Origin of the sequence: Streptomyces sp. NPDC015220 (genome assembly GCF_043079345.1) — a bacterium.
Lineage (GTDB): Bacteria > Actinomycetota > Actinomycetes > Streptomycetales > Streptomycetaceae > Streptomyces.
The window spans coordinates 24,270-50,346 of record NZ_JBIBUK010000026.1 but is presented as its reverse complement, the minus strand read 5'-3'; the positions used below and the strand labels follow the sequence as shown (position 1 = coordinate 50,346).

The 26,077-nt window shown below is 73.2% G+C and carries 20 protein-coding genes and 2 pseudogenes; 9 read left to right on the top strand and 13 right to left on the bottom strand.

Annotated features, from left to right (window positions below):
• Window positions 1–54: 54 nt before the first annotated feature.
• The 3 genes and pseudogenes from ACF061_RS33545 to ACF061_RS33535 all read right to left on the bottom strand — a co-directional run.
• On the bottom strand, window positions 55–336 hold the full coding sequence (locus tag ACF061_RS33545) for a ferredoxin (protein ID WP_392270780.1): 282 nt from the start codon (window positions 334–336) through the stop codon (window positions 55–57).
• Window positions 333–1,535 carry a cytochrome P450 gene (locus ACF061_RS33540; RefSeq protein WP_392270779.1) on the bottom strand — a complete coding sequence of 401 codons (1,203 nt, stop codon included), beginning with the start codon at window positions 1,533–1,535 and terminating at the stop codon, window positions 333–335. The genes ACF061_RS33545 and ACF061_RS33540 overlap by 4 nt, the downstream gene beginning before the upstream one ends.
• Before the next feature lie 221 nt (window positions 1,536–1,756).
• A pseudogene (locus tag ACF061_RS33535) lies at window positions 1,757–1,955 on the bottom strand (hypothetical protein); the annotation flags it as partial.
• A 307-nt stretch (window positions 1,956–2,262) separates the two neighbouring features.
• Between ACF061_RS33535 and ACF061_RS33530 the strand changes: the two are divergent.
• The gene (locus ACF061_RS33530; RefSeq protein WP_392270778.1) at window positions 2,263–3,741 is read left to right on the top strand and encodes a glutamate-cysteine ligase family protein; all 1,479 of its coding nucleotides are present in this window, start codon (window positions 2,263–2,265) and stop codon (window positions 3,739–3,741) included.
• Window positions 3,742–3,874: 133 nt separating this feature from the next.
• Window positions 3,875–5,773 carry an NAD-binding lipoprotein gene (locus ACF061_RS33525; protein WP_392270777.1) on the top strand — a complete coding sequence of 633 codons (1,899 nt, stop codon included), beginning with the start codon at window positions 3,875–3,877 and terminating at the stop codon, window positions 5,771–5,773.
• 52 nt (window positions 5,774–5,825) lie between these two features.
• Here ACF061_RS33525 and ACF061_RS33520 read toward each other — a convergent pair whose 3' ends face one another.
• Both ACF061_RS33520 and ACF061_RS33515 read right to left on the bottom strand, forming a co-directional pair.
• Window positions 5,826–6,905: a lytic polysaccharide monooxygenase gene (locus ACF061_RS33520; RefSeq protein WP_392270776.1), complete on the bottom strand. Its 1,080-nt coding sequence runs from the start codon at window positions 6,903–6,905 to the stop codon at window positions 5,826–5,828.
• 155 nt (window positions 6,906–7,060) lie between these two features.
• Window positions 7,061–8,188 carry a cellulose binding domain-containing protein gene (locus ACF061_RS33515; RefSeq protein WP_392270775.1) on the bottom strand — a complete coding sequence of 376 codons (1,128 nt, stop codon included), beginning with the start codon at window positions 8,186–8,188 and terminating at the stop codon, window positions 7,061–7,063.
• A gap of 427 nt (window positions 8,189–8,615) precedes the next feature.
• Between ACF061_RS33515 and ACF061_RS33510 the strand changes: the two genes are divergently transcribed.
• Window positions 8,616–8,972 carry a PRC-barrel domain-containing protein gene (locus ACF061_RS33510; protein WP_392270774.1) on the top strand — a complete coding sequence of 119 codons (357 nt, stop codon included), beginning with the start codon at window positions 8,616–8,618 and terminating at the stop codon, window positions 8,970–8,972.
• A 104-nt stretch (window positions 8,973–9,076) separates the two neighbouring features.
• The gene (locus tag ACF061_RS33505; protein ID WP_392270773.1) at window positions 9,077–9,250 is read left to right on the top strand and encodes a hypothetical protein; all 174 of its coding nucleotides are present in this window, start codon (window positions 9,077–9,079) and stop codon (window positions 9,248–9,250) included.
• Between the two features lie 55 nt (window positions 9,251–9,305).
• Here ACF061_RS33505 and proP read toward each other — a convergent pair whose 3' ends face one another.
• Window positions 9,306–10,814: a glycine betaine/L-proline transporter ProP gene (gene proP, locus ACF061_RS33500; RefSeq protein WP_392270772.1), complete on the bottom strand. Its 1,509-nt coding sequence runs from the start codon at window positions 10,812–10,814 to the stop codon at window positions 9,306–9,308.
• Between the two features lie 550 nt (window positions 10,815–11,364).
• Window positions 11,365–12,045 (bottom strand): class I SAM-dependent methyltransferase, encoded by a 681-nt coding sequence (locus ACF061_RS33495; protein WP_392270771.1) that lies wholly within the window; start codon window positions 12,043–12,045, stop codon window positions 11,365–11,367.
• Between the two features lie 405 nt (window positions 12,046–12,450).
• Here ACF061_RS33495 and ACF061_RS33490 point away from each other — a divergent pair, with 405 nt between their 5' ends.
• Window positions 12,451–13,035 carry a TerD family protein gene (locus tag ACF061_RS33490; RefSeq protein WP_392270770.1) on the top strand — a complete coding sequence of 195 codons (585 nt, stop codon included), beginning with the start codon at window positions 12,451–12,453 and terminating at the stop codon, window positions 13,033–13,035.
• Between the two features lie 287 nt (window positions 13,036–13,322).
• On the opposite strand, the gene snpA is transcribed toward ACF061_RS33490, so the two are convergent.
• Window positions 13,323–14,000: a snapalysin gene (gene snpA / locus ACF061_RS33485; protein WP_392270769.1), complete on the bottom strand. Its 678-nt coding sequence runs from the start codon at window positions 13,998–14,000 to the stop codon at window positions 13,323–13,325.
• A 185-nt stretch (window positions 14,001–14,185) separates the two neighbouring features.
• On the opposite strand from snpA, the gene ACF061_RS33480 reads away from it, so the two are divergent.
• Window positions 14,186–15,274, top strand: a complete 1,089-nt coding sequence (locus ACF061_RS33480; RefSeq protein ID WP_392270768.1) for a LysR family transcriptional regulator — start codon at window positions 14,186–14,188, stop codon at window positions 15,272–15,274.
• Window positions 15,275–15,451: 177 nt separating this feature from the next.
• Here the strand turns inward: ACF061_RS33480 and ACF061_RS33475 are convergent, their stop codons facing one another.
• Window positions 15,452–15,799, bottom strand: a complete 348-nt coding sequence (locus tag ACF061_RS33475; protein ID WP_392270767.1) for a DUF1330 domain-containing protein — start codon at window positions 15,797–15,799, stop codon at window positions 15,452–15,454.
• A 91-nt stretch (window positions 15,800–15,890) separates the two neighbouring features.
• Window positions 15,891–16,952 (bottom strand): ABC transporter permease, encoded by a 1,062-nt coding sequence (locus tag ACF061_RS33470; protein ID WP_392270766.1) that lies wholly within the window; start codon window positions 16,950–16,952, stop codon window positions 15,891–15,893.
• Between the two features lie 437 nt (window positions 16,953–17,389).
• On the opposite strand from ACF061_RS33470, the gene ACF061_RS33465 reads away from it, so the two are divergent.
• On the top strand, window positions 17,390–18,844 hold the full coding sequence (locus tag ACF061_RS33465; protein WP_392270765.1) for an amino acid permease: 1,455 nt from the start codon (window positions 17,390–17,392) through the stop codon (window positions 18,842–18,844).
• Window positions 18,845–19,445: 601 nt separating this feature from the next.
• On the opposite strand, the gene ACF061_RS33460 is transcribed toward ACF061_RS33465, so the two are convergent.
• Complete coding sequence (locus ACF061_RS33460; protein WP_392270764.1) at window positions 19,446–20,273, bottom strand: alpha/beta fold hydrolase; 828 nt, start codon at window positions 20,271–20,273, stop codon at window positions 19,446–19,448.
• Between the two features lie 250 nt (window positions 20,274–20,523).
• Here ACF061_RS33460 and ACF061_RS33455 point away from each other — a divergent pair.
• A pseudogene (locus ACF061_RS33455) lies at window positions 20,524–20,877 on the top strand (hypothetical protein); the annotation flags it as partial.
• Window positions 20,878–20,991: 114 nt separating this feature from the next.
• On the opposite strand, the gene ACF061_RS33450 reads toward ACF061_RS33455, so the two are convergent.
• Entirely contained in the window at window positions 20,992–24,366 is a 3,375-nt protein-coding gene (locus ACF061_RS33450; RefSeq protein WP_392270763.1) for a pyruvate carboxylase, read from the bottom strand.
• Between the two features lie 314 nt (window positions 24,367–24,680).
• Between ACF061_RS33450 and ACF061_RS33445 the strand changes: the two genes are divergently transcribed.
• A complete protein-coding gene (locus ACF061_RS33445; protein ID WP_392270840.1) occupies window positions 24,681–25,484 on the top strand; it encodes a polysaccharide deacetylase family protein in 804 nt (267 codons plus the stop codon).
• On the opposite strand, the gene ACF061_RS33440 is transcribed toward ACF061_RS33445, so the two are convergent.
• Entirely contained in the window at window positions 25,457–25,903 is a 447-nt protein-coding gene (locus ACF061_RS33440) for a hypothetical protein (protein WP_392270762.1), read from the bottom strand. The two genes, ACF061_RS33445 and ACF061_RS33440, sit on opposite strands and share 28 nt — an antisense overlap.
• Window positions 25,904–26,077: the final 174 nt, after the last annotated feature.

Here is a 26,077-nt window from a genome sequence, read left to right as displayed (position 1 = left end):
GGCGGCCGGGCGGGCCCGGCGGGCCCGCCCGGTTCACGCCTACGGGCGCTGTGGTCACTCCTCCGGGGCGATCCGGGCTCCGGTGCCGCGGTGGGTCACCAGGATGGCCTCCACGGGACAGGACTCCGCGGCGTCCACCACCTCCCGCGCCGGGGCGACGCTCTCGGAGGTGGGGTGCGAGGCGCCGTCGCGCAGCTCGAACCGCCCGGGTGCGGTGCCGGCGCAGATGCCGGTCCCCATGCACGCCTTCGCGTCGACCCGCACCTGCCACACCTCATCGTCCGGCCGGCCTTCGGCGCCGGGAGCGGGCCGTTCCCGTCCGGCCCCGCCGCTCATGCCTCGTCCCAGGTGATCAGCATCTTCGTCAGGCCCTTCACCCCGGACCCGGTCTTCCACACGAGGTCCTGCGCGGTGCCGGCCAGCCGCAGGCCGGGCAGCCGGGACAGCAGCGTCCGCAGCGTCACCTGGAGTTCCATGCGGGCGAGCTGTGCGCCCAGGCAGTGGTGCGGGCCGTGGCCGAACCCGACGTGCGAGGCCTCCTGACGGGTCAGGTCGAGCGCCTCGGGGCAGGTGTAGACGGTGCCGTCGCGGTTGGCCGACACGTTGGAGGTGATGACCGGCTGCCCGGCGCGGACCACTCCGCCGCTCAGCTCCACGTCCTCCAGGGCGTAGCGGGCGATGCCGCCGTCGCCCAGGGGCACGAACCGCATGAGCTCCTCCACGGCCTGGGGCACGAGGTCCAGGTCGGCGCGGAGCCTGGCCAGCTCCTCGGGGTGGCCGAGCAGCGTGTGGACGAAGTTCGGGATCTGGCTGGCGGTCGTCTCATGGCCGGCCACCAGCACGCTGACACCCATGGCCACGAGCTCGTCCTCGGACAGCCGGTCCTCCTCGTCGCGCGCCGCCACCATCACGCCGAGCAGGTCGTCCTTGGGTTCCTTGCGCCGCTCGACGACCAGGCCGGCCATGTAGGCGGACAGCTCGTCGGCGTACCGCTCCACTTCCTCGGGGGTGAAGCGCGTGGTGGAGAGCAGGGCGTCCGACCACAGCCGAAAGCGCGTCCGGTCCTCCAGCGGCACCCCCAGCAGCTCGCAGATCACCGTGACCGGCAGCGGCAGGGCGAAGCCGGCGACCAGATCGGCGGGGGCGCCCTGAGCGATCATGGTGTCGACCAGACCGTCGGCGATCGCCTGGGTGCGCACGCGCAGCTCCTGCACCCGGCGCGCGGTGAACGCCTTGGCCACCACGCGCCGGAGCCGGGTGTGCTCGGGCGGATCGAACTCCAGGATGTTGCCGGGCAGGCCCCGGTGGTAGCGCGTCCGGGGCTCGTCGCGGGTCCGGGCCAGGGCCCGGCTGAACCTGGGATCGCCCAGCACGGTCTTCACGTCCTCGTACCGGGTCACCAGCCAGGCGGGCTCGCCGTGCGGCAGCCGCACCGGGCACAGGGGCTCGCTCTCCCGGAGCTGCTCGAGACGCGGTTCGACGTACAGCTCGTCGGTCACGTTGAACGGGAAAGGGTGGGGGTTGTCGATGGTCATGCGGTGCCGCCTCTCGCGGGGAGAACCATCCGCACGGGACGTGCGCGCCGGCCGGTCCGCCGCGGGGGCGTCGGCCGGCGCGCACGTCTCGTGCCCGGACCGTCACGTTCCTCCTGGATGCGGGCACCCTAAGTAATCCCGCCGGGGCAGGCAATATCGCTTTCGGACGCTTCGCCCGGGCGGGCGACGGCCGCTCGCGCCGGCGTTCCACGGGAGCGGGCGAGGGCGGGCGGGAAGCGGCGGTCGATGGTGACGCGCGGGACGTGGACCGCGGTGTCGACGCGGAAGCCGTCGCCACCGATGTCGATGTACTTGTCGTGGGCGCCGATGAGGCACCTCGGGGTTCTCGGTGTTGAAGTCGGCGAGGTCGTCGGCGGCGAGCCAGCAGGAACGGGAGTCCTCGCCCTCCCGGTTGCCGATCGTCCGTCCGGGCCGCCGTCACCCCGGCCGCCCCGCCCGCACGCCCACCTCCGCCACCGGGCCCCAGCCGTACCCGGGTCCCCCGCGTCTCCCCGCGCGGTGGCGGCCGGCCGGACCGGCGGCAGGGCGACGTCCGCGGCGCCCGCGGCCGGTGGCCGCTCCCCGGTCGCCGGCCGTCCCGGCCCGGTCCGGGACGCCCCGTCCGGGGCGTCCCTGTCCGGGGCGTCCCGGTCCGCGTGGTCGGGCGCGTCCGGTGGTGCGAGGCTGGGACGGAGAGGTGTCCGGGCAGGGCAACCCTGGAGGGCCGATGGGACGGGACGTCCCGGCGCAGGTCTTCACCCGTGAGGACCGCCGCCGGTACCGGATCAAGATGCAGGAGTGCCTCGATGCGTTCGCGCAGATGCTGCGCGAGTCACGGTTCGAGTCCGAGCGCCCCCAGGTGGGACTGGAGATCGAACTGAACCTCGGCGACGACGAGGCCGAACCGGCCATGCGCAACAGCGACGTGCTCCAGGCGATCGCCGACCCCGCCTGGGCCACCGAGCTGGGGCGGTTCAACCTGGAGATCAACATTCCGCCCCGCCGTCTGACGGCGGGCGGCCCCGACTCCTGGGAGTCGGAGATCCGCGACGCGCTGAACCACGCCGACCGGCGTGCCGAATCGGTCGGCGCGCACCTGATCATGATCGGCATCCTGCCGACGCTGCGCCAGGAGGACGTCGGCGAGGCGGCGCTGTCGGAGAACCCGCGCTACCGGCTGCTCAACGACCAGGTCTTCGCCGCGCGGGGCGAGGACCTGCGCATCGAGGTGGACGGCGTGGACCGGCTGCGGACCTACGCGGACACCATCACGCCGGAAGCCGCGTGCACCAGCACCCAGTTCCACCTCCAGGTGTCCCCCGAGGAGTTCGCCGGCTACTGGAACGCGGCGCAGGCGATCGCCGGGGTCCAGGTCGCCCTGGCGGCCAACTCGCCCTTCCTGTTCGGCAAGGAGCTGTGGCACGAGACCCGCATCCCGCTGTTCGAGCAGGCCACCGACACCCGCCCGCAGGAGATCAAGGTGCAGGGGGTGCGACCGCGGGTGTGGTTCGGGGAGCGGTGGATCAACAGCGTCTTCGACCTCTTCGAGGAGAACCTGCGCTACTTCCCGGCGCTGCTCCCCCTGTGCGACGAGCAGGACCCCGCCGAGACCCTGGACCGCGGCGACGTTCCCGAACTGGCCGAGCTCACCCTGCACAACGGGACCATCTACCGCTGGAACCGCCCGGTGTACGCGACCGCCCACGACAAGCCGCATCTGCGGGTGGAGAACCGGGTGCTGCCCGCCGGGCCGACTGTCGCCGACACCCTGGCCAACGGCGCCTTCTACTACGGACTCACCCGCGCCCTGGTGGAGGAGGACCGGCCGGTGTGGTCGCGCATGTCCTTCTCGGCCGCCGAGGAGAACCTGCACACGGCGGCGCGGCACGGCATCGAGGCCCAGCTGTACTGGCCGGGGATGGGCGAGGTGCCGGTGGCGGAACTCGTCCTGCGGCGCCTGCTGCCGCTGGCGCACCGGGGACTGGAGCGCTCCGGCATGGACGAGGCCTGGCGGGAGCCGCTGCTGGGCATCATCGAACAGCGGTGCGTCACGGGCCGCAACGGAGCGCTCTGGCAGAAGGAGATGCTCCATCACATCGACGCCTCCACCCGCTGCGGACGGCACCAGGCCCTGCGGCGGATGACGCAGGTGTACGTCGACTACATGCACCTCAACGCCCCGGTCCACACGTGGCCGGTCGACTGACGTCCACCGGCCGGTAGCCCCGAAGGGGTGAATCCGAGCCGAGATCCGCATGTCGTGATCTCCGTGGCCACACACTGCCAGATGCCCCGTCGGGGCAGCGCCGGCAGGCCAACGGAGCGGCAACGGGGAGGACTTGGTGCAGCAGCGCACTGGGCTCGCGGACAGGGCACGGTACTGGTTCGACGCCACGTTGGCACGCGGCGCCTCCGCGCTCGTCGGCTGGCTCGCCGTGGCCTGCCTGGGTGTCGTCGTCCCGGCGAGCGCGATCCTGGTGTGGACGGACCCCCAGGGCCCCGCGTCGGTCTCCTCGAAGCTGGCCGCGGTGTGGCGGCTGACCGGTGAGACCCTGCGGCTCGGCGGCGCGACGGGCACTCCGTTGCGGGTACTGCTGTCGGTGCTGCTCGCGCTGATGGCCCTGCTGTACGTCTCCACCCTGGTCGGGTTGATCACGACCGGACTCACGGAACGGCTGACCGCCCTGCGCCGGGGCCGGTCCACGGTGCTCGAGCAGGGCCACGTGGTGGTCCTGGGCTGGTCCGAGCAGGTGTTCACGGTGGTGCGTGAACTCGTCGCCGCCAACGCCAACCAGCGGCGCGGCGCGGTGGCCGTGCTCGCCGACCGGGACAAGACCGAGATGGAGGAGGCGCTGTCCACCAAGGCGGGCCCCACCGGCCGCACCCGGTTGATCTGCCGCAGCGGCCCCATCACCGACCCCGCCGTGCTCGCCCTGACCAATCCGGCCGCGGCCGGCGCCGTGCTGGTGCTCCCCCACGACGAGCCGGACGCCGACGCCGAGGTGGTCAAGACGCTGCTGGCGCTGCGTGCCGTGCTGCCCGCCGAGGAGGCCGGGCCACCCGTCGTGGCCGTCGTGCGGGACGACCGCTACCGGCGGGCCGCGGTCCTGGCCGCCGGGCCGCACGGCACCGTGCTGGAGAGCGACACGGTCACCGCCCGGCTGATCGTCCAGGCCGCGCGCCGCCCCGGGCTCTCCCTCGTCCACCGTGAGCTGCTCGACTTCGCCGGGGACGAGTTCTACTGCACCTTCGACCCGGCCCTGGCCGGATGCGCCTTCGGCGACGCGCTGCTCCGGTACGACACCGCGTGCGTGGTCGGCCTGGTGCGGGACGGCGCTCCCGTCCTCAATCCGCCCGCGGGGACCGTGATCCGCCCGGACGACCAGCTCGTCGTCGTCACCCGCGACGACGACACCGCGCGGCTCGCCGACTGTTCCGCGCTGGTCGACGAGTCGGCGTTCGCGACGCGGCGCACGGTTCCCGTCCGGCCCGAGCGGGTGCTGCTGCTGGGCTGGAACCGCCGGGCCCCGCTCATGGTCGAGCAGCTGGGCCGGGGCGCCCCGCCCGGTTCGGTCGTCGACGTGGTGGCGGGCCGGCACGAGACCTCCGTCGCACAGGTGCGGGACATCGGTGCGTGCGTCGGCTCGGGGCTCACCGTGACGCTCCGGGAGGGCGACGTCGCGCGGACGGAGACGCTGGAGGCCCTGGACCTCGACGCCTACGACAGCGTCATCGTGCTCAGCCAGGACCCCGCCGACGGCCAGGGGGCGAACGAGCCCGACAACCGCACGCTCGTCACCCTGCTGAGCCTGCGCCACCTCCAGCGGACCGCCGCCCGTGAACCGCAGTTGGTCACCGAGCTGACCGACGACCGCAACCGGCCGCTGGCGCCCGTCAGTCCCGGCGCCGACGTGATCATCAGCGGCAAGCTGATCGGCCTGCTGATGGCGCAGATCTCCCAGAACCACCACCTGGCCGCGGTGTTCGAGGAGCTGTTCTCCGCGGGCGGCAACCAGGTCCACCTGTTCCCCGCCGCGGAATACGTGCGTCCGGGCGCCGAGGCTTCCTTCGCGACGGTCGTGGCGGCGGCCCGAGTCCGGGGCGAGTGCGCGTTCGGGTACCGCAGTCACGACCCGGCCGCGACCGGCCCCGAGCACGGACTGCGGATCAATCCAGACAAGGCCGAGCGGCGCCGGTGGAGCGAACACGACGAGGTCGTCGTCATCGGCAGGGGCTGAGCACGACGGGGCGGGCGCGCGGGGGTGGGGGCCGAGGGCCCCCACCCCTTCGTCACGAGGTGGTGCAGCCGACCGAGCCGACCGGTTGGTCGTTGCCGGTGGACGTGGCGGTGAAGCCGAAGGTGACGCTGCCGTCGGCCGGCACGACCCGGTTGTAGTCCGCGTTGCGGACCGTGACCGTGCCGTCGGCGGCGGTCGTCAGGGAGCCGTTCCACGCGGTCGCGATCCGGGTCCCGGCGCCCGGTTTCCACGTCACCGTCCAGCCGTTCAGCGGCGCCGTGCCGTGGTTCATCACTTCCACGGAGCCCTGGAACCCACCGCTCCACGAGTTCGTCACGGTGTACACGGCCATGCAGGATCCGGTGCTCGGATCGGTCGGGGTCGGGGTCGGAGTGGGCGTGGGTGTCGGGGAGCCGTGGTCGCGGATGCCGGTCACCTCGCCGTGGCCGCCGTCGAAGACGACGTCCGAGCAGGAGAAGAAGTTCTCCCGGCTGTCGGAGCGTACCCACTGCACGAAGACCAGCGCGTCACCGGAGCGGCCGGAGGGCAGCGGAAGATTCCAGTAGTAGTGGCCGCCGTCGGTGCCCGGCGAGCCCTGCTGGGGCGGGTTGGTGACGGTCTGGATCAGCTCCAGGTCGGCCCAGCGCAGCTGGGACGTCGGCGACCAGCCCGGCTTGGTCAGGTAGACGCGGAAGTCGCCCGGGTGCGCCGCCCAGTTGCTGTACTGGGCCTGGATGGTCGCCCCGGAGGTCAGGTGGGTCCGTGGCCAGTCGCCGCGGGCGGCGTTGTAGGCCGAGAAGTCGTACGGTGAGCGGTCGCCCGCACTGCACAGGGTGCCGTCCGGTACGTAACCGGCCCCGCGGCCACCGGCGTTGGAGTCGAGTACGGCGAACCAGTTGTACAGGGACGTGGCGCCGCTCTTGGCGAGCGCGTCCCGGCAGGCCGGGTTCGTCGGGTCGAGTGCGCCGGAGCTGGTCTGGGCGTCCAGGTAGCACAGGTAGGTGCGCGATCCGGGCAGCATCGCCACCCCGTGCGCTTCGGCGCGGCTCTGCCCGAGGAGGGTCAGACCCAGTGCCGCGAGGAGGGTGGCGAAGGAGGCCGCCACCGACAGGAGTCTGCTGCGTCGAGCCACGTTCTGTCCTTCCTTCCAAGGATGGTGTCCGGTCCGTTCTCTTCGTGCGTGCCGTGCGCGGGTGGTCGCTGGAGCCCCCGCCCGCCGGGGAGACTGCCGCCGGGCGGACGGGGAGGACGCGGGGCGCGGGAGCGTCCGCTGCCGTGCCGGGCGGGTCAGCCGGTGGCGCACGCGGCGCCGTTCAGGGTGAAGCCGCTCGGCTGGGCGAAGGCGCCGTCGTAGCTGCCCTGGAAGCCGAAGGCCTGGCTGCCGCCGGGGGCGATGTTGGCGTTGTGCGCCGACGCGGCGGCCGTGACGGTTCCCGACGACGCGGACATCGTGGCGTTCCACGCGTTGGTGATCCGCTGCCCGGCGGGCAGGGTGAAGGAGAGCCGCCAGCCGTCGACCGGGGCCGTACCGGTGTTGCTCACGGTGACGTCGGCGGTGAAGCCGCCCGGCCAGACGTTGGCCGCGTACCGCACCTCGCAGGCCGCCGGACCACCGGGGCCGCCGGGGTTGCCGGCGCCGGTGTTCACGGTCGAGGAGAAGGACGTCACGGCGAGCCCGGTGCCGTTCTGCCAGGGCTCGAAACCCGCCTGAATGCTCGTCAGGTACCAGTCGCTCCGGGCGAGTTGGCGGGAGACCGCCTGACGGACGAAGTCCATGACGTCGAAGCTCCAGCTTCCGATCGCCGAAGGGGCCACGAAGGACAGCACGTCGTTGGAGCCGTTGTTGCCGGACCACACCTGCCAGGAGCGGCCGGCGACCGTGGCCGTGCCGGCCTGGGAACCCACCGGCTGGACGGGCCCCGCCTTGTTCAGCCAGACCATGATCTCGGTCCGGTTCACTCCGTCGGTGCGCGGCGTCGGATCGAGCCAGATGTCGTAGGCGGCGTCGTAGACCGCGTCGTTGACGTAGCCGTACGAGATGGCGGTGGGCGCGCTGGAGATGGTGCTGAGCCGGGCCGGCAGCGCGGTGCCCGGTGAGCAGTTGGTGTAGTGGCAGCCGTTGTACACCGACGGGTACGCCTTGGGCGCGCCGTTGGTGGGCACGGAGCCGTCGGCCCGGCTGATCCGGAAGCCGGAGTCGGTGACGGTGACACACTGGGCGGCGTCGGTGCCCCAGCGGTTGTTCTGGACCACGTACCGGCCCTGGATCGTGGTCGACCCGAAGGCGTCGCAGATCTGCGTGTCGGCCCGGGCCGGCGGGGCGGCGGCCACCAGGGCGGCGACGAGGGCGAGAACGGTGAGCAGCACGCCCGACAGCCCGCGGGTGGCGTCGGGCCGGTGCGGCAACGGTCGCATGGGGGGGGCCTCTCGGGGAGGGTCGACGTCGAAGGGGAGGCGCTCCGCGCGGACACCGCTATGGGAGCGCTCCCATTCACCGGTTGGTTCGGGACTGTAGAAGCGATGCATGTCCCTGACAAGACGGTGGGCGCCATCGAATCGGGGGGAAACGCGAAGGGCCTGCTCAAGCGCCACGGGCCAGGGGCGCCGGCCGGCCGCTCCCGGCGCCGGGAGGGCGCCCGGGGCATCCGGCGCGGGCGCCGGTCCCGCGGCCGATGCGCGGGCGCGGCCGGCGGAACCGCTCTTCCCGCGCGCGTCGTTCCCGGTCCGCCCGGGCAAAGAGGTGACCGGTGGCGGTCGGCGGTGCGTCGCGCCCGTGACATTCCTGGTGGGGCGGGTAGGTGATGTTCCAGCCAGTGAATCGTGCGAGACAGTGGAGGACGCCATGTTCGAGGCCCAGGACCTTCGTCAGTGGCGGGGACACGCCGTGCACGGTGTCGACGGCAGCAAGATCGGCGAGCTGGAGGCCGTCTACGTCGACACGGTCACCGACCAGCCGTTCTTCGCCACCGTGAAGACGGGCATGCTCGGACGTCAGCGGCTGGTCTTCGTTCCCCTCGCGGGAGCGACCGTCAGCCCCGGCCATCTGAACGTCGCCTTCGACAAGAAGCTCGTCAAGGACGCTCCGTCCATCGACACCGACGGGGAGCTGCCCGTCGGGGACGAGCCCGCGATCTTCGAGCACTACAGCCTGCCCTACGCGACCGGATCGGGCGGGGAACGGCGGCTGGCCCGCCGCTGAGAGGCCGCTCGGCCCGCGGCCGGCGGCCCCGGCCCGAGCCCGCGAGTCCCTGACAACGGCCCCACGGCAGCCGCCTGCCGGCGAGCCGGGAAAGCGATCGGAAAATGCTGGCTCTCTTCCTCTTCCTCATCCTCGTGGCCGTCGCGCTGGGAGTGATCGGCGTCGCCGCTTCCGGTCTGACGTTCCTCCTGATCATCGGCATCGTGGTCTTCCTCGCCGATGTGCTCCTGCTGGGAATCCGTCTCGGGGGACGCCGTGGCAGGCGCCCGTCGCGCTGACGCCGGAGCACCGCCGTCCGGCCGGCTCTCCGGGGCCGGCCGGCCCCCGCGGCCGTCAGAACCTGGGCGTCGGCGCCTGGCTCTCCACCAGCCGGGCGGCTTCCTCCGGCGATGCCACCGAGGGCGGGGAGCCCGCCAGGGGCCGGCGCGCCGTCTCCTTCATGCACGCCACGGAGACCACTCCGACGAGCGCCGCGGCCATCGCGTAGTAGGCGGGCATCAGATCGCTGCCCGTGGCGGAGATCAGCGCCGTGATGACCAGCGGGGTCGTCCCGCCGAACAGGGACGCGGAGAGGTTGTAGCCGATGGACAGGGAGCCGTAGCGGACCTGGGTCGGGAACAGGGCCGGCAGCGCCGCCGACATCGTCCCGAGCAGGCATACCAGGGACAGTCCCAGCATCAGCATCCCGCCCGACACAGCCACCAGGCTGCCCTGCTGGACCAGCAGGAAGGCCGGGACCGACAGCAGGAGGAAGCCGAGCATGCCGGTCATCAGCACCGGCTTGCGCCCGAACCGGTCGGACATCTTGCCCACCTGGTTGATCAGCAGCATCAGCACCACCATCGTGACGATGAGGATGAGCAGCCCGTGGGTCTCGGAGTAGCCCATCTCGTCCGAGAGGTAGGTCGGCATGTACGACAGGAGCATGTAGTCGGTGATGTTGTAGGCGCCGACCAGGCAGACGCACAGGACGAGGGACGGCCAGTACTCCCGGAAGATCCTGGCCAGGTCACCCTTGGCCGTCGTCTCCACGGCGGACGCCGCCTCGGAGGCCCGGTGGACCGATTCGTCCTCCAGCTTCTGGAACGCGGGCGTCTCGTCGAGGCGGAGCCGCAGGTACAGGCCGATCAGTCCGATCGGGCCGGCCACCAGGAACGGCACCCGCCATCCCCAGGACTCCATCCCGCCGTCGCCGAGCAGCGCGGTCAGGACCGTGACCAGGCCGGCCGCTCCGACGTATCCGGCGAGCGTGCCGAGCTCCAGGAAGCTCCCGAAGAAACCGCGCCGCCGGTCGGGGGCGTACTCGGCGATGAACGTGGAGGCGCCGCCGTACTCGCCGCCCGTGGAGAAACCCTGCACCAGCCGGAAGAGGATGAGCAGGACGGGCGCCCAGAAGCCGACGGTGGCGTACGACGGGATCAGGCCTATGGCGAACGTGCCGACCGCCATCATGATCATGGTCAGTGCGAGGACCTTCTTACGGCCGACCTTGTCGCCCATCGGGCCGAACACCATGCCGCCCAGGGGACGCACCAGGAAGGACACGGCGAAGGTCGCGAACGACGAGAGCAGCTGGACGGTGTCGTTCCCGGAGGGGAAGAACACGTGCCCGATGGTGACCGCGAGATAGCTGTAGATGCCGAAGTCGAACCATTCCATGGCGTTGCCGAGCGAGGCGGCCTTCACCGCGCGTCTGACGGCGCTCTCGTCGGTGACCGTGATGTCGGTCCGCCGCAGCGGGGGATTCCGGCGCCGCTGGACGGCCCGGAACAGCGTGCGGTGGCGTTTGAGGGCGTCGGGGTCGGTGTCGATCTCCCGAAGACCGTCTGCGTTGTCCGCCATGGTGGCTCCTCTCTGCCTGCGCACGGACGTGCAGAGATCGTTTGCTCACTCGTGACAGTGGCAAACGGATCGTCCGGCGAGAGCGAGATTCGCCACCTCGTCCCGCCCGGCCCACCGGGCACCGACGGGTCCCCCGCGGGAGGCGGCGCTCCCCGGGGAACCCGGTCCGGCCGGCGCGTGGCCGGACCGCGGAGGGGCGAGGGAATCGAAGCCGTGCCGGAGGGAGCAGCCTGGTTCCGGCCACGCCCGTGGCCATCCATCCGGTCAGGTCCGTGGGCCCGCTCCTCGCCGCGCACCACTCGGCGCCGTTTCGGGCCGCCGCCCGCGCCCGCGCCCGCTTCGACGCGGCCACGGGTACGGATGCGCATACGGGTACGGACCGTCCGGCCCGATCCCGGGAGCCGGCCCACGCCCGCACGGGGGGCGACAGGGCGGCAGGGCGGCAGGGCGGCAGGGCGAGGCGGCAGGTGCCGACGACCGGCCCGGCCTAATCGTGCCGGGCCGGATCGGGCCGGGCCGGATCGGGCCGGGCCCGCGAGTCGCCGCCTCTTCAGTCGAGCCGTGTGCAGCGCAGGAAGAGATGTTCCTCCGGGGGTACGTCCGCGCCGTCCGGGGCGTATGTCCGCGAGGATTCCTCGACGATGCCGAAGCGCGCCTCCTCGACCACCTCGCGCAGACGGGCCCGCGGGTAGCCGGAAACCCTGATCCGCCCGCCGAGGAACGGGATCGGGACGTCGTCCACGTCGGCCTCCACCATCGACAGCGCGAACCGCCCGCCCGGCGTGAGCAGCTGCCGGATCGTCAGCAGTGCGACGGGGATCTCGGCGCGGGGCAGCATGAGCAGGGAGAAGAAGGCCGCGACCGCGTCGAAGCGGCCAAGGTCGAGCGGGCCGCCGGGCCGCAGGTCGGCGATGTCCGCGTGGTGGAACTCCGCTTCGGGGACGTTCTCACGGGCCAGTGCGACCATCGCGGCGGACAGGTCGACGCCGACGACCTCCAGTCCGGCCTCGGCCAGCCGGCGAGCGGTCGGCAGTCCGGTGCCGCAGCCGAGGTCCAGCACGCGCGATCCGGCGGGCAGGGTCTCGACGAGCCAGTCGGTGGCCGCGATCTGGCCCTCCTTGTGCGGGAAGGCCTCGTCGTAGCGGTCGCCGATGGCGTCGAACGCCTCGGCCTGGCCGGTGCGGTCGCGCGGCCGGCCCCCGTCGTGGAGGTCGCCGGTCGGGCTGGTCATGCCCTGTCTCCCGTTCACTCGTGATGGTCCGTTCTTCCGGGGGCGGCGCCCTCGGGGTCGGGCGTGCCCGGACGGGCTCCGGCGCGCGGGAGCGCGCCGACCGCGGCGTCGTCGCCGAGCTCCGCGGCCGCTACGGGACGTCCGGAGAGTCTCTTCCGCCGCCGCCTGTTCACGCTCGCCGAGACTACCCGGCGGACGGCTCGGCGAGCGAGGCCGCGGGGTGCGGAACCCCGGGGAGACCGTTGGGCGTTGGGCACTGCCCGCCTCCCGCGCCGCGTCAACGGCGGCGGTTGCCGTTCGCATACGGGGACGAATCGGCGAACCGGGTGGCAGTTGTGGGCGACGCCGTGCGTTCCAGGCACACTTTGCCTGTCACACGTTCCACCACAAGAGGATGATCAACGCATGATTACGCTGACGAAGGAAGACGGCCCGGCGGACCTCGACGGTGTCACCCACCTGTCCATCGGGGTGTCCTGGGACCCCACCGCAGGTGCCAGCGGCGGGGTCGTCGGCATGCTCCGTCGCAAGACCGGCACCGATCTGGACCTCATCGCCGTCGCCATGCAGGGCGCGGACCCGGTCCGTATGGCGGGCCTCGACTCCCTGGACCCCATGGGCAACGGTTCCCTGGTGCACAGCGGCGACAACCAGACCGGCCGGGGGGAGGGCGACGACGAGACGGTGACGGTGGAGTTCGCCCGGATACCGTCCAACGTCACCTCGATCGTCTTCGTCGCGGCCGCCTTCAAGAAGGGCAGTTCCTTCCAGAAGGCCCGCAACATCAGCTTCAAGGTGTACGACGCGACCGGGGGCAGTTCCCAGCAGGTCGCCGACATCTGGCCGAGCCTCCTGACCCAGGACAACGGCTGCGCCGTGGCCAAGGCCGTGCGGGTGGGCGGCGCCTGGAAGCTGGAGGTGATCAATGTGACCGGGAAGATCAAGCAGGGTGACGAGCACGCCCTGATGCGGTTCGCCGTCAGCAAGTAGCGCCTGTCCCCCGGGCGCCAACCGCTCGGCGGCGCCGCGCCGCGGGGGCTGCTCCGCCGAGCGGTCGGCGCGTGCGCCGGGACGCGGCGGGGCCGTCGCGCCCGCCGGGCGTGCTGCCGTCCGGGGCATTCGGGCTGGGCCCGGTCCTTCCCGCCCGTGTGTGTACGGCGGCCGTTCCCTGCGACGGGGCGGGCGGCCCGGTGGGGGGTGACGGACGGGAAGGACCGGAGATCACGGGTGCGGACCGTGGCGCGGGCCGCGGGCCGCACCGGGGAGCCGGCGCGGGGTCAGCGCGCCGCCTTCAGCTCCTTCAGGGCCTTGGCCAGGCCGTTGGCCCAGAGCTGGTTGACCCGCGACCGCTCGGTGGCGTTCGGGTAGCGGTTGGTGCAGGACGGGCCGGGGCCGCCGCCGGACATCAGCTCGCTGCACGGGCCGCTGTAGTGGTCCGGCAGGCCCAGCACGTGGCCGGTCTCGTGGGCCGCGACGCGGATCGAGTCGTACTGCTGGTTCTGCGCGTAGTCGAGGAAGATGTAGCCGCTGCCGTGGCCGTTGGTGGAGGCGTAGGAACCCCGCGAGTCGCTGCCCTCGTAGTAGGCGAAGTCCGCGCTGCCCGTGGTCGACTGGAGCTTGACGTTCGTCACCGAGCTGTTCCAGACGGAGGCGGCGCTCGATATCTGCGAGCGGAAGCTCGGCGCCTGGGAGGCGTTGTAGTAGACGGTCACCGACTGCAGGTTCGGGTGGGCGGCCTGCTTCTTGGCGACCGACTTCAGCACGGCCTCGAAGAACGCCTTGTTGCCGGCGGCGTTCTCGGCCGAGCCGGCGTACCGGGCGTAGCCGGCGGTGGCGGACGGGGCGGTGGACGTCTGTGCGGTGGCCGGGACCGCGGTGCCCAGCGCGGCGGACGCCAGACCGAGGCCGAGGGCGAGGGCGAGGAGTCTGCGGGGGGACTTCGGGGACGACGGCATGGGGGGCTCCTACTCGTTCTTCGTGGGGTGTGAACGATCGGTTGTGCAGGAGTCTCGGGCAGACCGGCGGTGCTGCGGATGATGGCAACCGGGGATAGCACGGGGCTATCGGGGGCCGACTCGTGCGGTTCCGTCGGGGTTTGAACGTCTGGTGCGCCGTCCCCGGGCCGCCCTACGCTCCCCCCATGGAGCTGGAGGTCAGACACCTGCGCGTGCTGTGCGCCATCGCGGACACCGGCAGTCTGCACCGGGCGGCCCGGGAACTCGGCATGGCACAGCCCTCGTTGAGCACCCAGTTGCGGCGCATCGAGCAGGCGCTCGGCGGTCAGCTCTTCGTCCGGGCGCGCACCGGGTGCCGGGCCACGCCGCTGGGGTGCGCGGTGCTGAGCCGGGCCAGGCCGCTGGTCGCCGAACTGGCGGCGCTGGTCACCGACACCCGGGCGGCGGCGGCCCGGGCGGCCGGCGGGCGCCGGCTGCGTCTCGGGGCCACCGCGAGCCGGGCGATCCCGGGCTGGCTGCGCCGGCTGCGCACCCGCGTGCCGCGGACCGAACCCACGCTCCAGATGGACGTGTCGGCGAACTCCCTGCTGCGCATGGTCGCCTCGGGCCGGCTCGACATGGCCTTCGTGCACGAGGTCGAGGGCAGCCCGCTGCGCATCCCGGCCGGGCTCTGCGTGCGGGTGCTGGTCGAGCGCGAACCGCAGTTCGTCACCCTCGCCTCGGACCACCCCGCGGCCGCGCGGAGCGAGGTGCGGCTCATCGACCTCGCCGGTGACCGGTGGATGGTCGACTCCACGGTCGACGGTGAATGGGACGCGCTGTGCCGGGTGCTGCGGGCGGCGGGGCTGGAACCCGACATGCTGCACGGCGACTACCTCACCGCGTACTCCCTGGCCGCCACCGGCGAGGTGGTGACGGTGAGCCAGCCCACCGCGCACCCGCGCTCCGACCTCGCCATCCGGCCCCTGCGGGGCGACCCGATCGGTGTGCGGCTGCTGCTCGCGGCGCGCACCGAGGCCGAACTCGACTGCGCTTACGCGGAGTTGGCTGATGCCTACTGGGAGGTGGCCCGTGCGGCGCCGGCGTACCGGGCATGGCTGGAGCGCTCGGAGGCGTCCGGCGCGGCGCGGGCTCCGGGGGCGCCCGGGACGCAGACCGCCCGGGAGGGCGCCCGCTCGGGCCCGCCGGGGCGGGAACGTCCCGTGACGGTCGGTGCGCCGGTGTCCGTCGTCGACGCCGCGCGGGCCACCGGACGGCGGGAGCCGAGCCGATGACGACCGTCCGCACCCACAGCCCCTCCCCCGCCGCCGCGTGCGGCGGGGACGCGTCGCGGGGCGGGGGAGGACGTCATGGCGGAGTCAGGACGACCAGTACCCGAGCGGCCGGGGGCACCTCGCTCGAACGGCTCGGCGGAACTGCCCGCGGTCCGCGCGTGTTCCGGACCGGAGGGCTCAGTCCGCCGCCGTCAGCCCGCGCATCGCCCGCGCGGTGGCGACCGGGTCGTAGCCCTCGGGGACGCCGGGGACGAGGATGATGTCGCCCTCGATGTGGCGTGCGCGCAGCGGCGCGATCTCCTGGTAGGCGGGCGAGTCCCACCAGTTCCGCGCCTCGTCGATCCCGGGGAAGCCGATCATCACCACGTGCCCGGGCCATCTGCCCTCCTTCACCTCGTGCTGCGCGACGTGCACCAGGAAGCGGCCGCCGTACGGCTCGAAGGTGGCGCCGATGCGCTCGATGTACTCCGCGATCTCCGGGTGGGGAGCCGCCTCTCGCAGGTGGGCGATGACATAGGCGGTCATGGCGTCCTCCGGTTCGGTGGGCTGCTGTACGACGACGAGCCTGGCAGATGCCGGGACGGGGGTCGATGACCTGTCGGGTAAGCGCCGCCGGTCACCGGGCCGCGTGGGCCGGAACCGCCGGACGGCCTCCGGGGTGGCGGTGCCGCCAGGCCCAGAAGACCGCGCAGGACAGCACGGCCCAGCCCGCCAGGACCAGGAAGGGGAAGGCGTGCTGGTGACCGGCGAAGTACACGGCGGTGTGCTGGGCGTTCACCGATGCCCCGGGCGGCAGCCACCGGCCGATGACGCCGAGCGGGGAGGGCAGCAGCGGCCAGGAGACCGCGCCGCCGGAGGAGGGGTTGCCGAGCAGCACCATCAGCCCCCACGTCGGCAGCATGGCCCAGCGCCCGAAGAGGGTGTTGAACATGGAGAAGACCATGCCGGACGCGAACATGGTCAGCGCCAGGATCATCCAGGACTCGACGAACGGCAGTTTCACGGCGTCCAGCATCCAGTCCACCACCGCGGCGATCACGAATCCGCCGAGCAGGGCGTAGGCGGCCGTGAAGAGGATCCGCTCCGAGGGGTTGAGCGCACGGGCGTGCACACTGAGCTGGATGGCGCCGACGAAACCGATGATCACGGCCGCGAGGGAGATGTAGAAGATCGCCAGGCCCCGCGGGTCGCCCTTCTGCAGCGGTTTGAGGTCGTGGACGGTGACCGGGGTGCCGGTGGCCCCGCCGACCTTCTGGGCCGCTTCCTGGAGCACCTGGGCGACCGTGGCCCCCGAGGCTCCGGAGACGTAGAGGGCGACGGCGTTCCCGGCCGTGGGGATGTCGAGCACGGCGAACACCCGCTGGTCGTCGACCGCCGTCCGAGCCGCGCCCAGGCTGTCGTAGGCGTGCAGTCTCAGGGAGGCGGCCAGCGCCTCCTCCATGCCGGCGATGAAGCGCCGACCGTGCGGCTGGTCGTAGGCGCCGACGACCGCGGTGGGGACGGTGCGCGGGGTGGGGTTGGCCATGGCATAGGTGTACGAACCGGCGAAGAGCCCGGCCGCGGCGGCCAGGATCAGGGTCAGCACGGTCGCGGGCAGGAAGGGCGAGGCGCGAAAGGCGGCCCAGCGCTCGGCCCGGGTGGGCGGCCGGCCGTGCTCCCCGTGCGGCGAATCTGACATATCGCCCACGCTAGATCATTCCACGGCCACCTCCCGCTCTCCCCTGCCCCGGGAGGCGTCGGCGGCGCACGGGCACCACGGGCTCCCGGGCCACGCGCGTGCACCGCCCGGCCACACCTGTGCGCCGCCCGGCCACACCCGTGCGCCGCCCGGCCGCGCTCGGCTCCACCCGCCCTCCCCGCCACACGGCGCCCGCACCCGCCCCGGACGCCCTGACCAGCCCGCGGTCGGCGGAGCGGGCCGCGCCGGGGAACGGCCGCAGCCCACGGCCGTCCGGAGGATTCCCGGCCCCGAAAACGCGGCGACGCACTTTTTGCGGCGCCAAGTGGAGTCATACGGGACAAAAGAGTGTGATTTGGAGCCACCTCGTGGCATGTCGGACCATGGGGACCGTCCGGCGACCCTGGACACCAGTTCGACGAGAGGCGCACCACTCCATGCACGTCACCGGAACCGCCCCGCAACCGGCTCCGGCTCCGCGGGAGAACCCCGCGGCCCCCACCCCCGGCAGTTCCGTCCAGGACTCCCCCGGCACCCCCGGCAGGCACGCCCGCCGGTTCGGGCTGCCCGTCGCCACCGCCCTGGTCATGGGCAACATCATCGGTGGCGGCATCTTCCTGCTCCCGGCCTCCGTCGCCCCGTACGGCACGGTCAGTCTGGTCGCCTTCGGTGTCCTGACGGCCGGCGCCATCGCGCTCGCCCTGGTCTTCGGCCGGCTCGCCGAGCGCGACCCGCGCACCGGCGGCCCCTACGTCTACGCCCGCGAGGCCTTCGGCGACTTCGCCGGGTTCCTCGCCGCCTGGGCGTACTGGATCACCACCTGGGTGTCGAACGCCGCCCTCGCCGTCGCCGCCGTCGGCTACCTCGACGTGCTGATCCCGGTGAACGGCCACCGCTGGACGGCGTGCCTGGCCGCGCTCACCCTGCAGTGGCTGCCCGCGCTCGCCAACTTCGCGGGGACCCGTTACGTCGGCGCGGTGCAGCTCGTCTCGACGGTGCTGAAATTCGTCCCCCTGCTGCTCGTCGCGGTCGGCGGGCTGTTCTTCTTCGACCCGCGCAACCTGGGCCCGTTCCACCCGGGCGGCGGAAGCGCGATCGGCGCCGTCTCCGCCTCCGCGGCGATCCTGCTCTTCTCCTACCTCGGCGTGGAGTCCGCCGCCGTGAGCGCGGGAGAGGTCAAGAACCCCCGGCGCAACGTGGGGCGCGCCACCGTCATCGGCACCATGGGGGCGGCGCTCGTCTATCTCCTGGGCACGCTCTCCGTCTTCGGCACGGTCGCCCACGACCGGCTGGTGAGGTCCACCGCGCCGTTCTCGGACGCCGTGAACGCCATGTTCGGCGGCTCCTGGGGCGGCTGGGCCGTCGCGGTCGCCGCGCTGGTGTCGATGACCGGCTGTCTGAACGGCTGGACCCTGCTGAGCGCCCAGACCCCGTACGCCGCGGCACGCGACGGCCTGTTCCCCGCCGCGTTCGCGCGCCGGCGGCGGGGCGTGCCGACGGTCGGCGTCGGCGTGACGGTCGTCCTGGCCTCACTGCTCACCGTCTACAACTACACGTCGGGCTCGGCCAGGGTCTTCCAGGTCCTGGTCCTGGTCACCACGTTCACGGCGACCGTGCCGTACCTGCTGGCCACGGCCGCGCAGATCTTCCATCTGGTCTCGGGGCGGGGCGAGCTGGTGAACCGGGCCCGGCTGGTGCGCGACGCCGTGGTCGCGGCGGTCGCGGCCGCCTTCTCGCTGTGGCTGGTGGCGGGCGCCGGTTACGCGGCGGTGTACCAGGGCGTGCTGTTCCTGTTCGCCGGTGTGGTCGTCTACGCCGTGCAGGCGGGCCGCAAGCAGCGGGCCGCGCGACTCGGCGGGATCGAGGACGCCGAGGAGGCGGAACGGCCCTGACCAGGGCGCCGGGGGGTGCACCCAGGATCGTGGCCGGGCGGCGGCGATGACGCCGACCGGGTGAAGTCGGTCCCGGCCACCGCGTTGACGGCCGAGAACCGACCGTAGATCGTCAGATGTCACGGTGCGACGATCACGGCACATCTCCAGGGGACCGCCGGTCCGCCGGCCACTCTCCCCTCCCCGTGCACCTCCCCCGGCCGGCCCGGGCCGCACGGCGCCGCGCTGGTGGCTGGAGCGCCTGCCGGTCGATGGGACTTCCCGGACCGCACCCACCACGGTCACCGGCGTCCGGCGTGTTCCGGGCGCCCCGGCCCGTACGACGGTCCCGCACCCGCAGCCGGCCGGCGTCCACCGGCTGCGGGTGCGCGTGTCGCCCGGCGCCCTCGCCGCCACGGTGGACGGCGGGGCGACGCTCGCCCGGTGGAGGCCCGCCGCGGATCCCGGGCTCACCGGCGGCGGCCCGGCCCTCGCCGTGCGCGACGAGGATCCGCAGCGGCCGTGGCCCCGGGTGGCCGCGCCGCGGATCCTGCCGTGCACGGGGGTGGCCGGGCCGCGCCGTGCGCGGGCGGCCACCGCTTGCGGGCCGGGCCGCGTGTCCTCAGCGGCCGAGGAACTCCAGCAGGTCCCGGTTGAACCGCTCCTTGTCGCCGTCCACCATGGCGATGCCGTGGCTGCCGCCCTCGTACACCTTGAGCTCGGCACCGGAGACGAGCCGGGCGGTCTTGCGGCCGGTGGCGTCGATGGGGACGACCTGGTCGTCGTCGCCGTGCACGACCAGCGTGGGGACGTCGAACTTCTTCAGGTCCTCGTGGAAGGGCGTCGCGGCGAAGGCGTCGACACAGGCGACCCCGCCCTCGATCGTCTCGGCCATGGCCATGTGCCAGAACGCGTCCTTGTTGCCCTGGGTGACCCTGCCGCCGGAGTCGCCGGCGGAGAAGAAGCCCTCGGCGGTGTCCTTCCAGAACTGCGAGCGCTCCTTGAGGATGCCGGCCTTGATGTCGTCGAAGACGTTCTGCGGGACGCCCTCCGGGTTGTCCTCACCACGCAGCATCAGCGGGGTGATGGCGGAGAGCAGGACGGCCGAGCGCACCCGTCCGGTGCCGTGCCGGCCGATGTAGCGGGCGAGTTCGCCACCGCCCATGGAGTGCGCCACCAGAGTGACGTCGCGCAGGTCGAGGTGGGTGATCAGGTCGTTCAGGTCGTCGGCGAAGGTGTCGAAGTCGTAGCCGTCGTAGACCGGTGTGGAGCGGCCGTGGCCGCGGCGGTCGTGCGCGATGCCCCGGTACCCGGCGTCGGCGACCGCCTTGAGCTGGTCCTGCCAGGCGTCCCCGTTCAGCGGCCAGCCGTGGATGAACACCACCGGCCGTCCGCTGCCCCAGTCCTTGTAGAAGATCTCGACACCGTCACGCATGGTGCACACGGGCATGCTGGTCACCTTTCGCCTGCGCGGGAGGAAGGGGAGCGCACCCGTCCGGCGCGGCCGGAGGCGGGTGCGGACGTACGGCGGAACACCTCCGCCGGGCTGGCGCGCCCCCTCCATCGTCCCCGCACGCGCCGTTCCCGCAATCCGGGCTCCCGCGCTCCGGGGCAGGAGGCCGGGCGGCCGGACCCGGCTCCGCGGACCGCGCAGCGGACGGGGCCGGAAGATCGTCCGCCGGCCATGCCGGACGGCAGGCGTGTGCGCCGGCACCCGGCGCCGCCGGACCCGAGCACCGGAAGGTGGCACGAGGTCCAGCGGCCCGTCCCCGCACGGCGGCCTCGCCGACCTCGACCGCGATCCGCACGCCCACCCCGAGCCGGCCTTCACCGAGCACCGCACCGCCCGGATCGTGGCCGAGCGGCTGCGCGCCGCCGGGTACGAGACCGCCACCGGCGTCGGCGGCACCGGCGTCGTCGGAGTGCTGCGCAACGGCGAGGGGCCCACGGTCGCGCTGCGCGCCGACATGGACGCCCTGCCGGTGGAGGAGCGGACCGGCCTGCCCTACGCCCGCACCGCGCGGACCACGGACGGCGGCGGCCGCGTGCTGCCGGGCCCGGAACCGCGCGGGCCTCGGCAACCGCACGGAACGCCGGGGAGCGCCCGGCGGTGGTCCGCCGGGCGCCCCGGGCCCGCACCCGGTCGCCCTTCGCGGGCGGAGCGGTCCTCAGCCGACCTCGATCAGCAGGTCGCCGCCCTCCACCTGCTGGATCCGGTTGACGGCCAGCCGGGTCACCCGGCCGGCCCTCGGAGCGGTGATGGCGGCCTCCATCTTCATCGCCTCGATGGTGGCCACGGTCGCCCCGGCCGCCACCTCGTCGCCCTCGGCGACGGCGAGCGTCACCACGCCGGCGAACGGCGCCGCCACATGGCCGGGGTCGGCGCGGTCCGCCTTCTCCGTCACGGGTACGTCGGAGGCGGCGGCGGCGTCGCGCACCTGGATCGGGCGCAGCTGCCCGTTGAGCGTGGCCATCACGGTGCGCATGCCGCGTTCGTCCGCCTCGCCGATCGCCTGCAGTTCGATGAGCAGCCGGACGCCGGGTTCGAGGTCGACGGCGTACTCCTTGGCGGGGCGCAGTCCGTAGAAGAAGTCCTTGCTGTCCAGCACACCGGTGTCGCCGAAGGTCTGGCGGTGGGTCTCGAACTCGCGCGCCGGGCCCGGGAAGAGCAGCCGGTTGAGGGTGGAGCGCGGGGACTTCTCCAGTCCCTGACGGTCCTCGGCCGTCAGCTCGTTGACCGGCCTGGCGGCCGCCCGGCCCTTGAGCGCCTTGGTGCGGAACGGTTCGGGCCAGCCGCCGGGCGGGGTGCCCAGGTCGCCGCGCAGGAAGCCGATGACGGAGTCCGGGATGTCGAAGCGGTCCGGCGTCCGCTCGAAGTCCTCCGGCGCGACCCCGGCGCCCACCAGGTGCAGGGCCAGGTCGCCGACCACCTTGGACGAGGGGGTGACCTTGACCAGCCGGCCCAGGATGCGGTCGGCGGCCGCGTACATCGCCTCGATCTCCTCGAAGCGGTCGCCGAGGCCGAGCGCGACCGCCTGGGTGCGCAGGTTGGACAGCTGTCCGCCGGGGATCTCGTGGTGGTAGACGCGGCCGGTCGGCGAGGCAAGGCCCGCCTCGAACGGCGCGTAGACGCGCCGGACGCCCTCCCAGTACGGCTCCAGGTCGCCGACGGCCTTCAGGTCCAGGCCGGTGGGGCGCTCGGAGTGGTCGGTGGCGGCGACCAGCGCCGACAGGGACGGCTGCGAGGTGGTGCCGGCCATCGAGGCGACCGCGCCGTCCACCGCGTCGGCGCCCGCCCGGATCGCGGCGAGATAGGTGGCGAGCTGGCCGCCGGCGGTGTCGTGGGTGTGCAGGTGGACCGGCAGGTCGAACTCGCTGCGCAGCGCCGAGACGAGCTTGGCGGCGGCCGGTGCGCGCAGCAGTCCGGCCATGTCCTTGACGGCGAGCACGTGCGCGCCGGCCTCGACGATCTGCTCGGCCAGGCGCAGGTAGTAGTCCAGGGTGTAGAGGCGCTCGGCCGGGTCGGAGAGGTCGGCCGTGTAGCACAGGGCGACCTCGGCGACGGCCGTTCCGGTCGCCCGTACGGCGTCGATGGCGGGGCGCATCTGCCCCACGTCGTTGAGCGCGTCGAAGACGCGGAAGATGTCGATGCCGGTGGCCGCGGCCTCCTGGACGAAGGCGTCGGTGACCTCCGTCGGATACGGCGTGTAGCCCACGGTGTTGCGGCCGCGCAGCAGCATCTGGAGGCAGATGTTGGGCACCGCCTCACGCAGGGCGGCCAGACGTTCCCAGGGGTCCTCGGCGAGGAAGCGCAGGGCGACGTCGTAGGTGGCGCCGCCCCAGCACTCCAGGGAGAGCAGCCCGGGCAGGGTGCGGGCCACGACGGGCGCGACGGCGAGCAGGTCCCTGGTGCGCACCCGGGTGGCGAGCAGTGACTGGTGGGCGTCGCGGAACGTCGTGTCGGTGACGCCGATGGTGGGCGACTCGCGCAGTCGGCGGGCGAAGCCCTCGGGGCCGAGTTCGATCAGGTCCCGGCGGGATCCGGCGGGCGGTTCTCCGGCGGGCAGCGGCGGAAGCTTGGTGACGGGGTCGACGGTCTCGGGCCGTTCGCCGTGGGGCTTGTTCACGGTGACGTCGGCGAGATAGGTGAGCAGCTTGGTGCCTCGGTCGGCGGAGGAACGGGAGGTGAGCAGGTGCGGGCGCTGTTCGATGAACGAGGTGGTGACCCGTCCGGCCTGGAAGTCGGGGTCGTCCAGGACGGCCTGGAGGAACGGGATGTTGGTGGCGACGCCGCGGATGCGGAACTCGGCGACCGCACGCCGGGCCCGGCCGATGGCAACCTTGAAGTCCCTTCCCCGGCAGATGAGTTTGACCAGCATCGAGTCGAAGTGGGCGCTGATCTCGGTGCCGGCGTGGGTGGTGCCGCCGTCCAGCCGGATGCCGGAGCCGCCCGGCGAGCGGTAGGCGCTGATCCGGCCGGTGTCCGGGCGGAAGCCGTTGGCCGGGTCCTCGGTGGTGATCCGGCACTGCAGGGCCGCCCCGCGCAGGGTGATGCCCTCCTGGGAGAGACCGAGGTCCGCGAGCGTCTCACCGGCGGCGATGCGCAGCTGCGCCTGTACCAGGTCGACGTCGGTGACCTCCTCGGTCACGGTGTGCTCGACCTGGATGCGCGGGTTCATCTCGATGAAGACGTGGTTGCCGTCGCGGTCGAGCAGGAACTCGACGGTGCCCGCGTTGCGGTAGCCGATCTCACGGGCGAACCGGACCGCGTCGGCGCAGATCCGTTTCCGCAGCGCCGGATCGAGGTTCGGGGCGGGGGCGAGCTCGATCACCTTCTGGTGGCGGCGTTGCACCGAACAGTCGCGTTCGAACAGGTGGATGACGTCGCCCCGGCCGTCGGCGAGGATCTGGACCTCGATGTGGCGGGGTTCGACGACGGCCTTCTCCAGGAAGACGGTGGGGTCGCCGAACGCGGACGCCGCCTCGCGGGAGGCCGCCTCGATGGACTCGCGCAGCGCGGCCGCGTCCTGGACGCGCCGCATGCCGCGCCCACCGCCGCCGGCCACGGCCTTGACGAAGACGGGGAAGCCGATGTCCTCGGCGGCGCGGACCAGTTCGTCCACGTCGGTGGAGGGCGCCGAGGAGCCCAGCACGGGCACCCCGGCCGCCCGGGCGGCGGCCACCGCACGGGCCTTGTTGCCCGTCAGCTCCAGCGTGGCGGCGTCCGGCCCGACGAAGGTGATGCCGGCCTCCGCGCAGGCGCGGGCCAGTTCCGGGTTCTCCGACAGGAACCCGTAGCCCGGGTAGACGGCGTCGGCGCCCGCCCTGCGCGCCGCCCGGACGATCTCCTCCACGGAGAGGTAGGCCCGCACCGGGTGGCCCGGTTCCCCGATCTCGTACGCCTCGTCGGCCTTGAGCCGGTGCAGCGAGTTGCGGTCCTCGTACGGGAAGACGGCGACGGTGCGCGCGCCCAGTTCGTAGCCGGCGCGGAACGCGCGAATCGCGATCTCGCCGCGGTTGGCGACCAGTACCTTGCGGAACATCCTGGATCCCTTCGGCCTGCCGGTGACGAGGACCATGGTGTCGGCGACACCCCTGCCACGCCATGTGAACCGGGCCACTCACCGCGGTGTCGCACGCGGGCGGGGGCGGGTCCGTCGGCCGTACCTCGCGCAACCGGGGCGAATCGGTGGATCCCGACGGCCCGTCAGGCCGCCGTCGGCGCCTCGGCCCGCCGTCCGGCGGCCGGTTCCCCACGGAATTGTCAGTGATCGGTAACAGCGGGATCCCGCAGGACCTTTTCCTCGTCATCACAAGTGCACGGCAGAACAAGGACGGCGAGAAGCGGGGCGGGGACATGGTGCGGCACGGCGGACGGGGTGGTTGGCACGGTCGGGTGCTCGGGGCGGCGCTCGGGGTGACCGCGGTGGCGGCCGCCGCCTCGGTGTGGACGGCGCAGGCGGATCAGACCGGGGACGGCCGAGCGCGGGCCGGCTCCTCGGCGAGCCCCTCCGCGCAGGGCGGCGCCCAGGCGGCCGGCGCGGACACCGCCGCCAAGGTGTCGGTGACCATCGCGCACGCCTCCGACCACGGCGCGCGGGGCGTCAACATCACCATCGACGACGGGCCGGACCCGGTCTGGACGCCGCAGGTGCTCCAGGTGCTGCGGGACAACGGCGTGAAGGCCACGTTCTGCATGGTGGGCCCGCAGGCCAAGGCGCACCCCGATCTGGTCCGGGCGGTCGTGGCGGCCGGGCACCGGCTGTGCGACCACACCGTGTCGCACGACACCGCCATGGACCACAAGTCGCAGGCCTACCAGTCGCAGCAGATCCTCGACGCCGAGCGCATGATCACCGAGGCGTCCGGGGGCGTGCGGCCGATGTACTACCGGGCTCCGGGCGGCGCGTTCACCCCGTACAGCCGCTCTCTGGCCGCGTCCCACGGGATGCGGCCGCTGGGCTGGAACGTCGACTCCAAGGACTTCGAGCGCCCGGGCGCCGCGGCCATGGTCGCCACCGTCAAGAGGGAGATCTCCAACGGTCCGACCGTGCTCTTCCACGACGCGGGCGGCGACCGCTCCCAGACCGTGACCGCGCTGCGGGAAGTGCTGCCCTGGCTGAAGCAGCAGGGTTACTCGTTCGGTTTCCCGGTGCGCTGAACGCGTCCGGGCCGCACGCGGCGTGAGGACCCGTCAGCTCGGGCCGGCTCGTCGCATCCGCCGCCGGCCAGGGCCGCGGTCGTCAGGGCGGCCCAGCCCAGGGCGCTGCCGACCGCCGCGGCCCGGCGGACCCGGCCGGAGACGGTGCGGCCGAACAGCACGGCGTCGCCGACGTCGGAGGCGATCCGCACGGCCGTGGCGGTGACCAGGGCCGGGCCCCGGGGAGCGAGGAGCATGGACAGCCCGCTCACCGCGTCGCGCCACGCCAGCGGGCGCAGCGCCATGGCGGTGTGCCGGTGGGTGCCGCCCTGCGGGTCCGTCATGCCCACGGGGCGGGCCATCCAGTCCGGCCGGTACACGGCCACCGCTCCATAGGCGACCGTCGCCGCCCCGATCATGCGCAGCAGTCCTGTCCGCACCGCACGCACCTCCGCAAAGTCGATCGCCGGCCGGGTCCGGCCCTGTTCCGGTGAGTGCGTACCCACCCCGGTGCCGGGATACCCGGTGAGGCGGCCGACCGGCCCAGTGGCACTCAGCCGCCCGGGCGGTCGCCGCGCGCACCGCTACGGCGCTTTGTCACCGTTCCGGGTGCA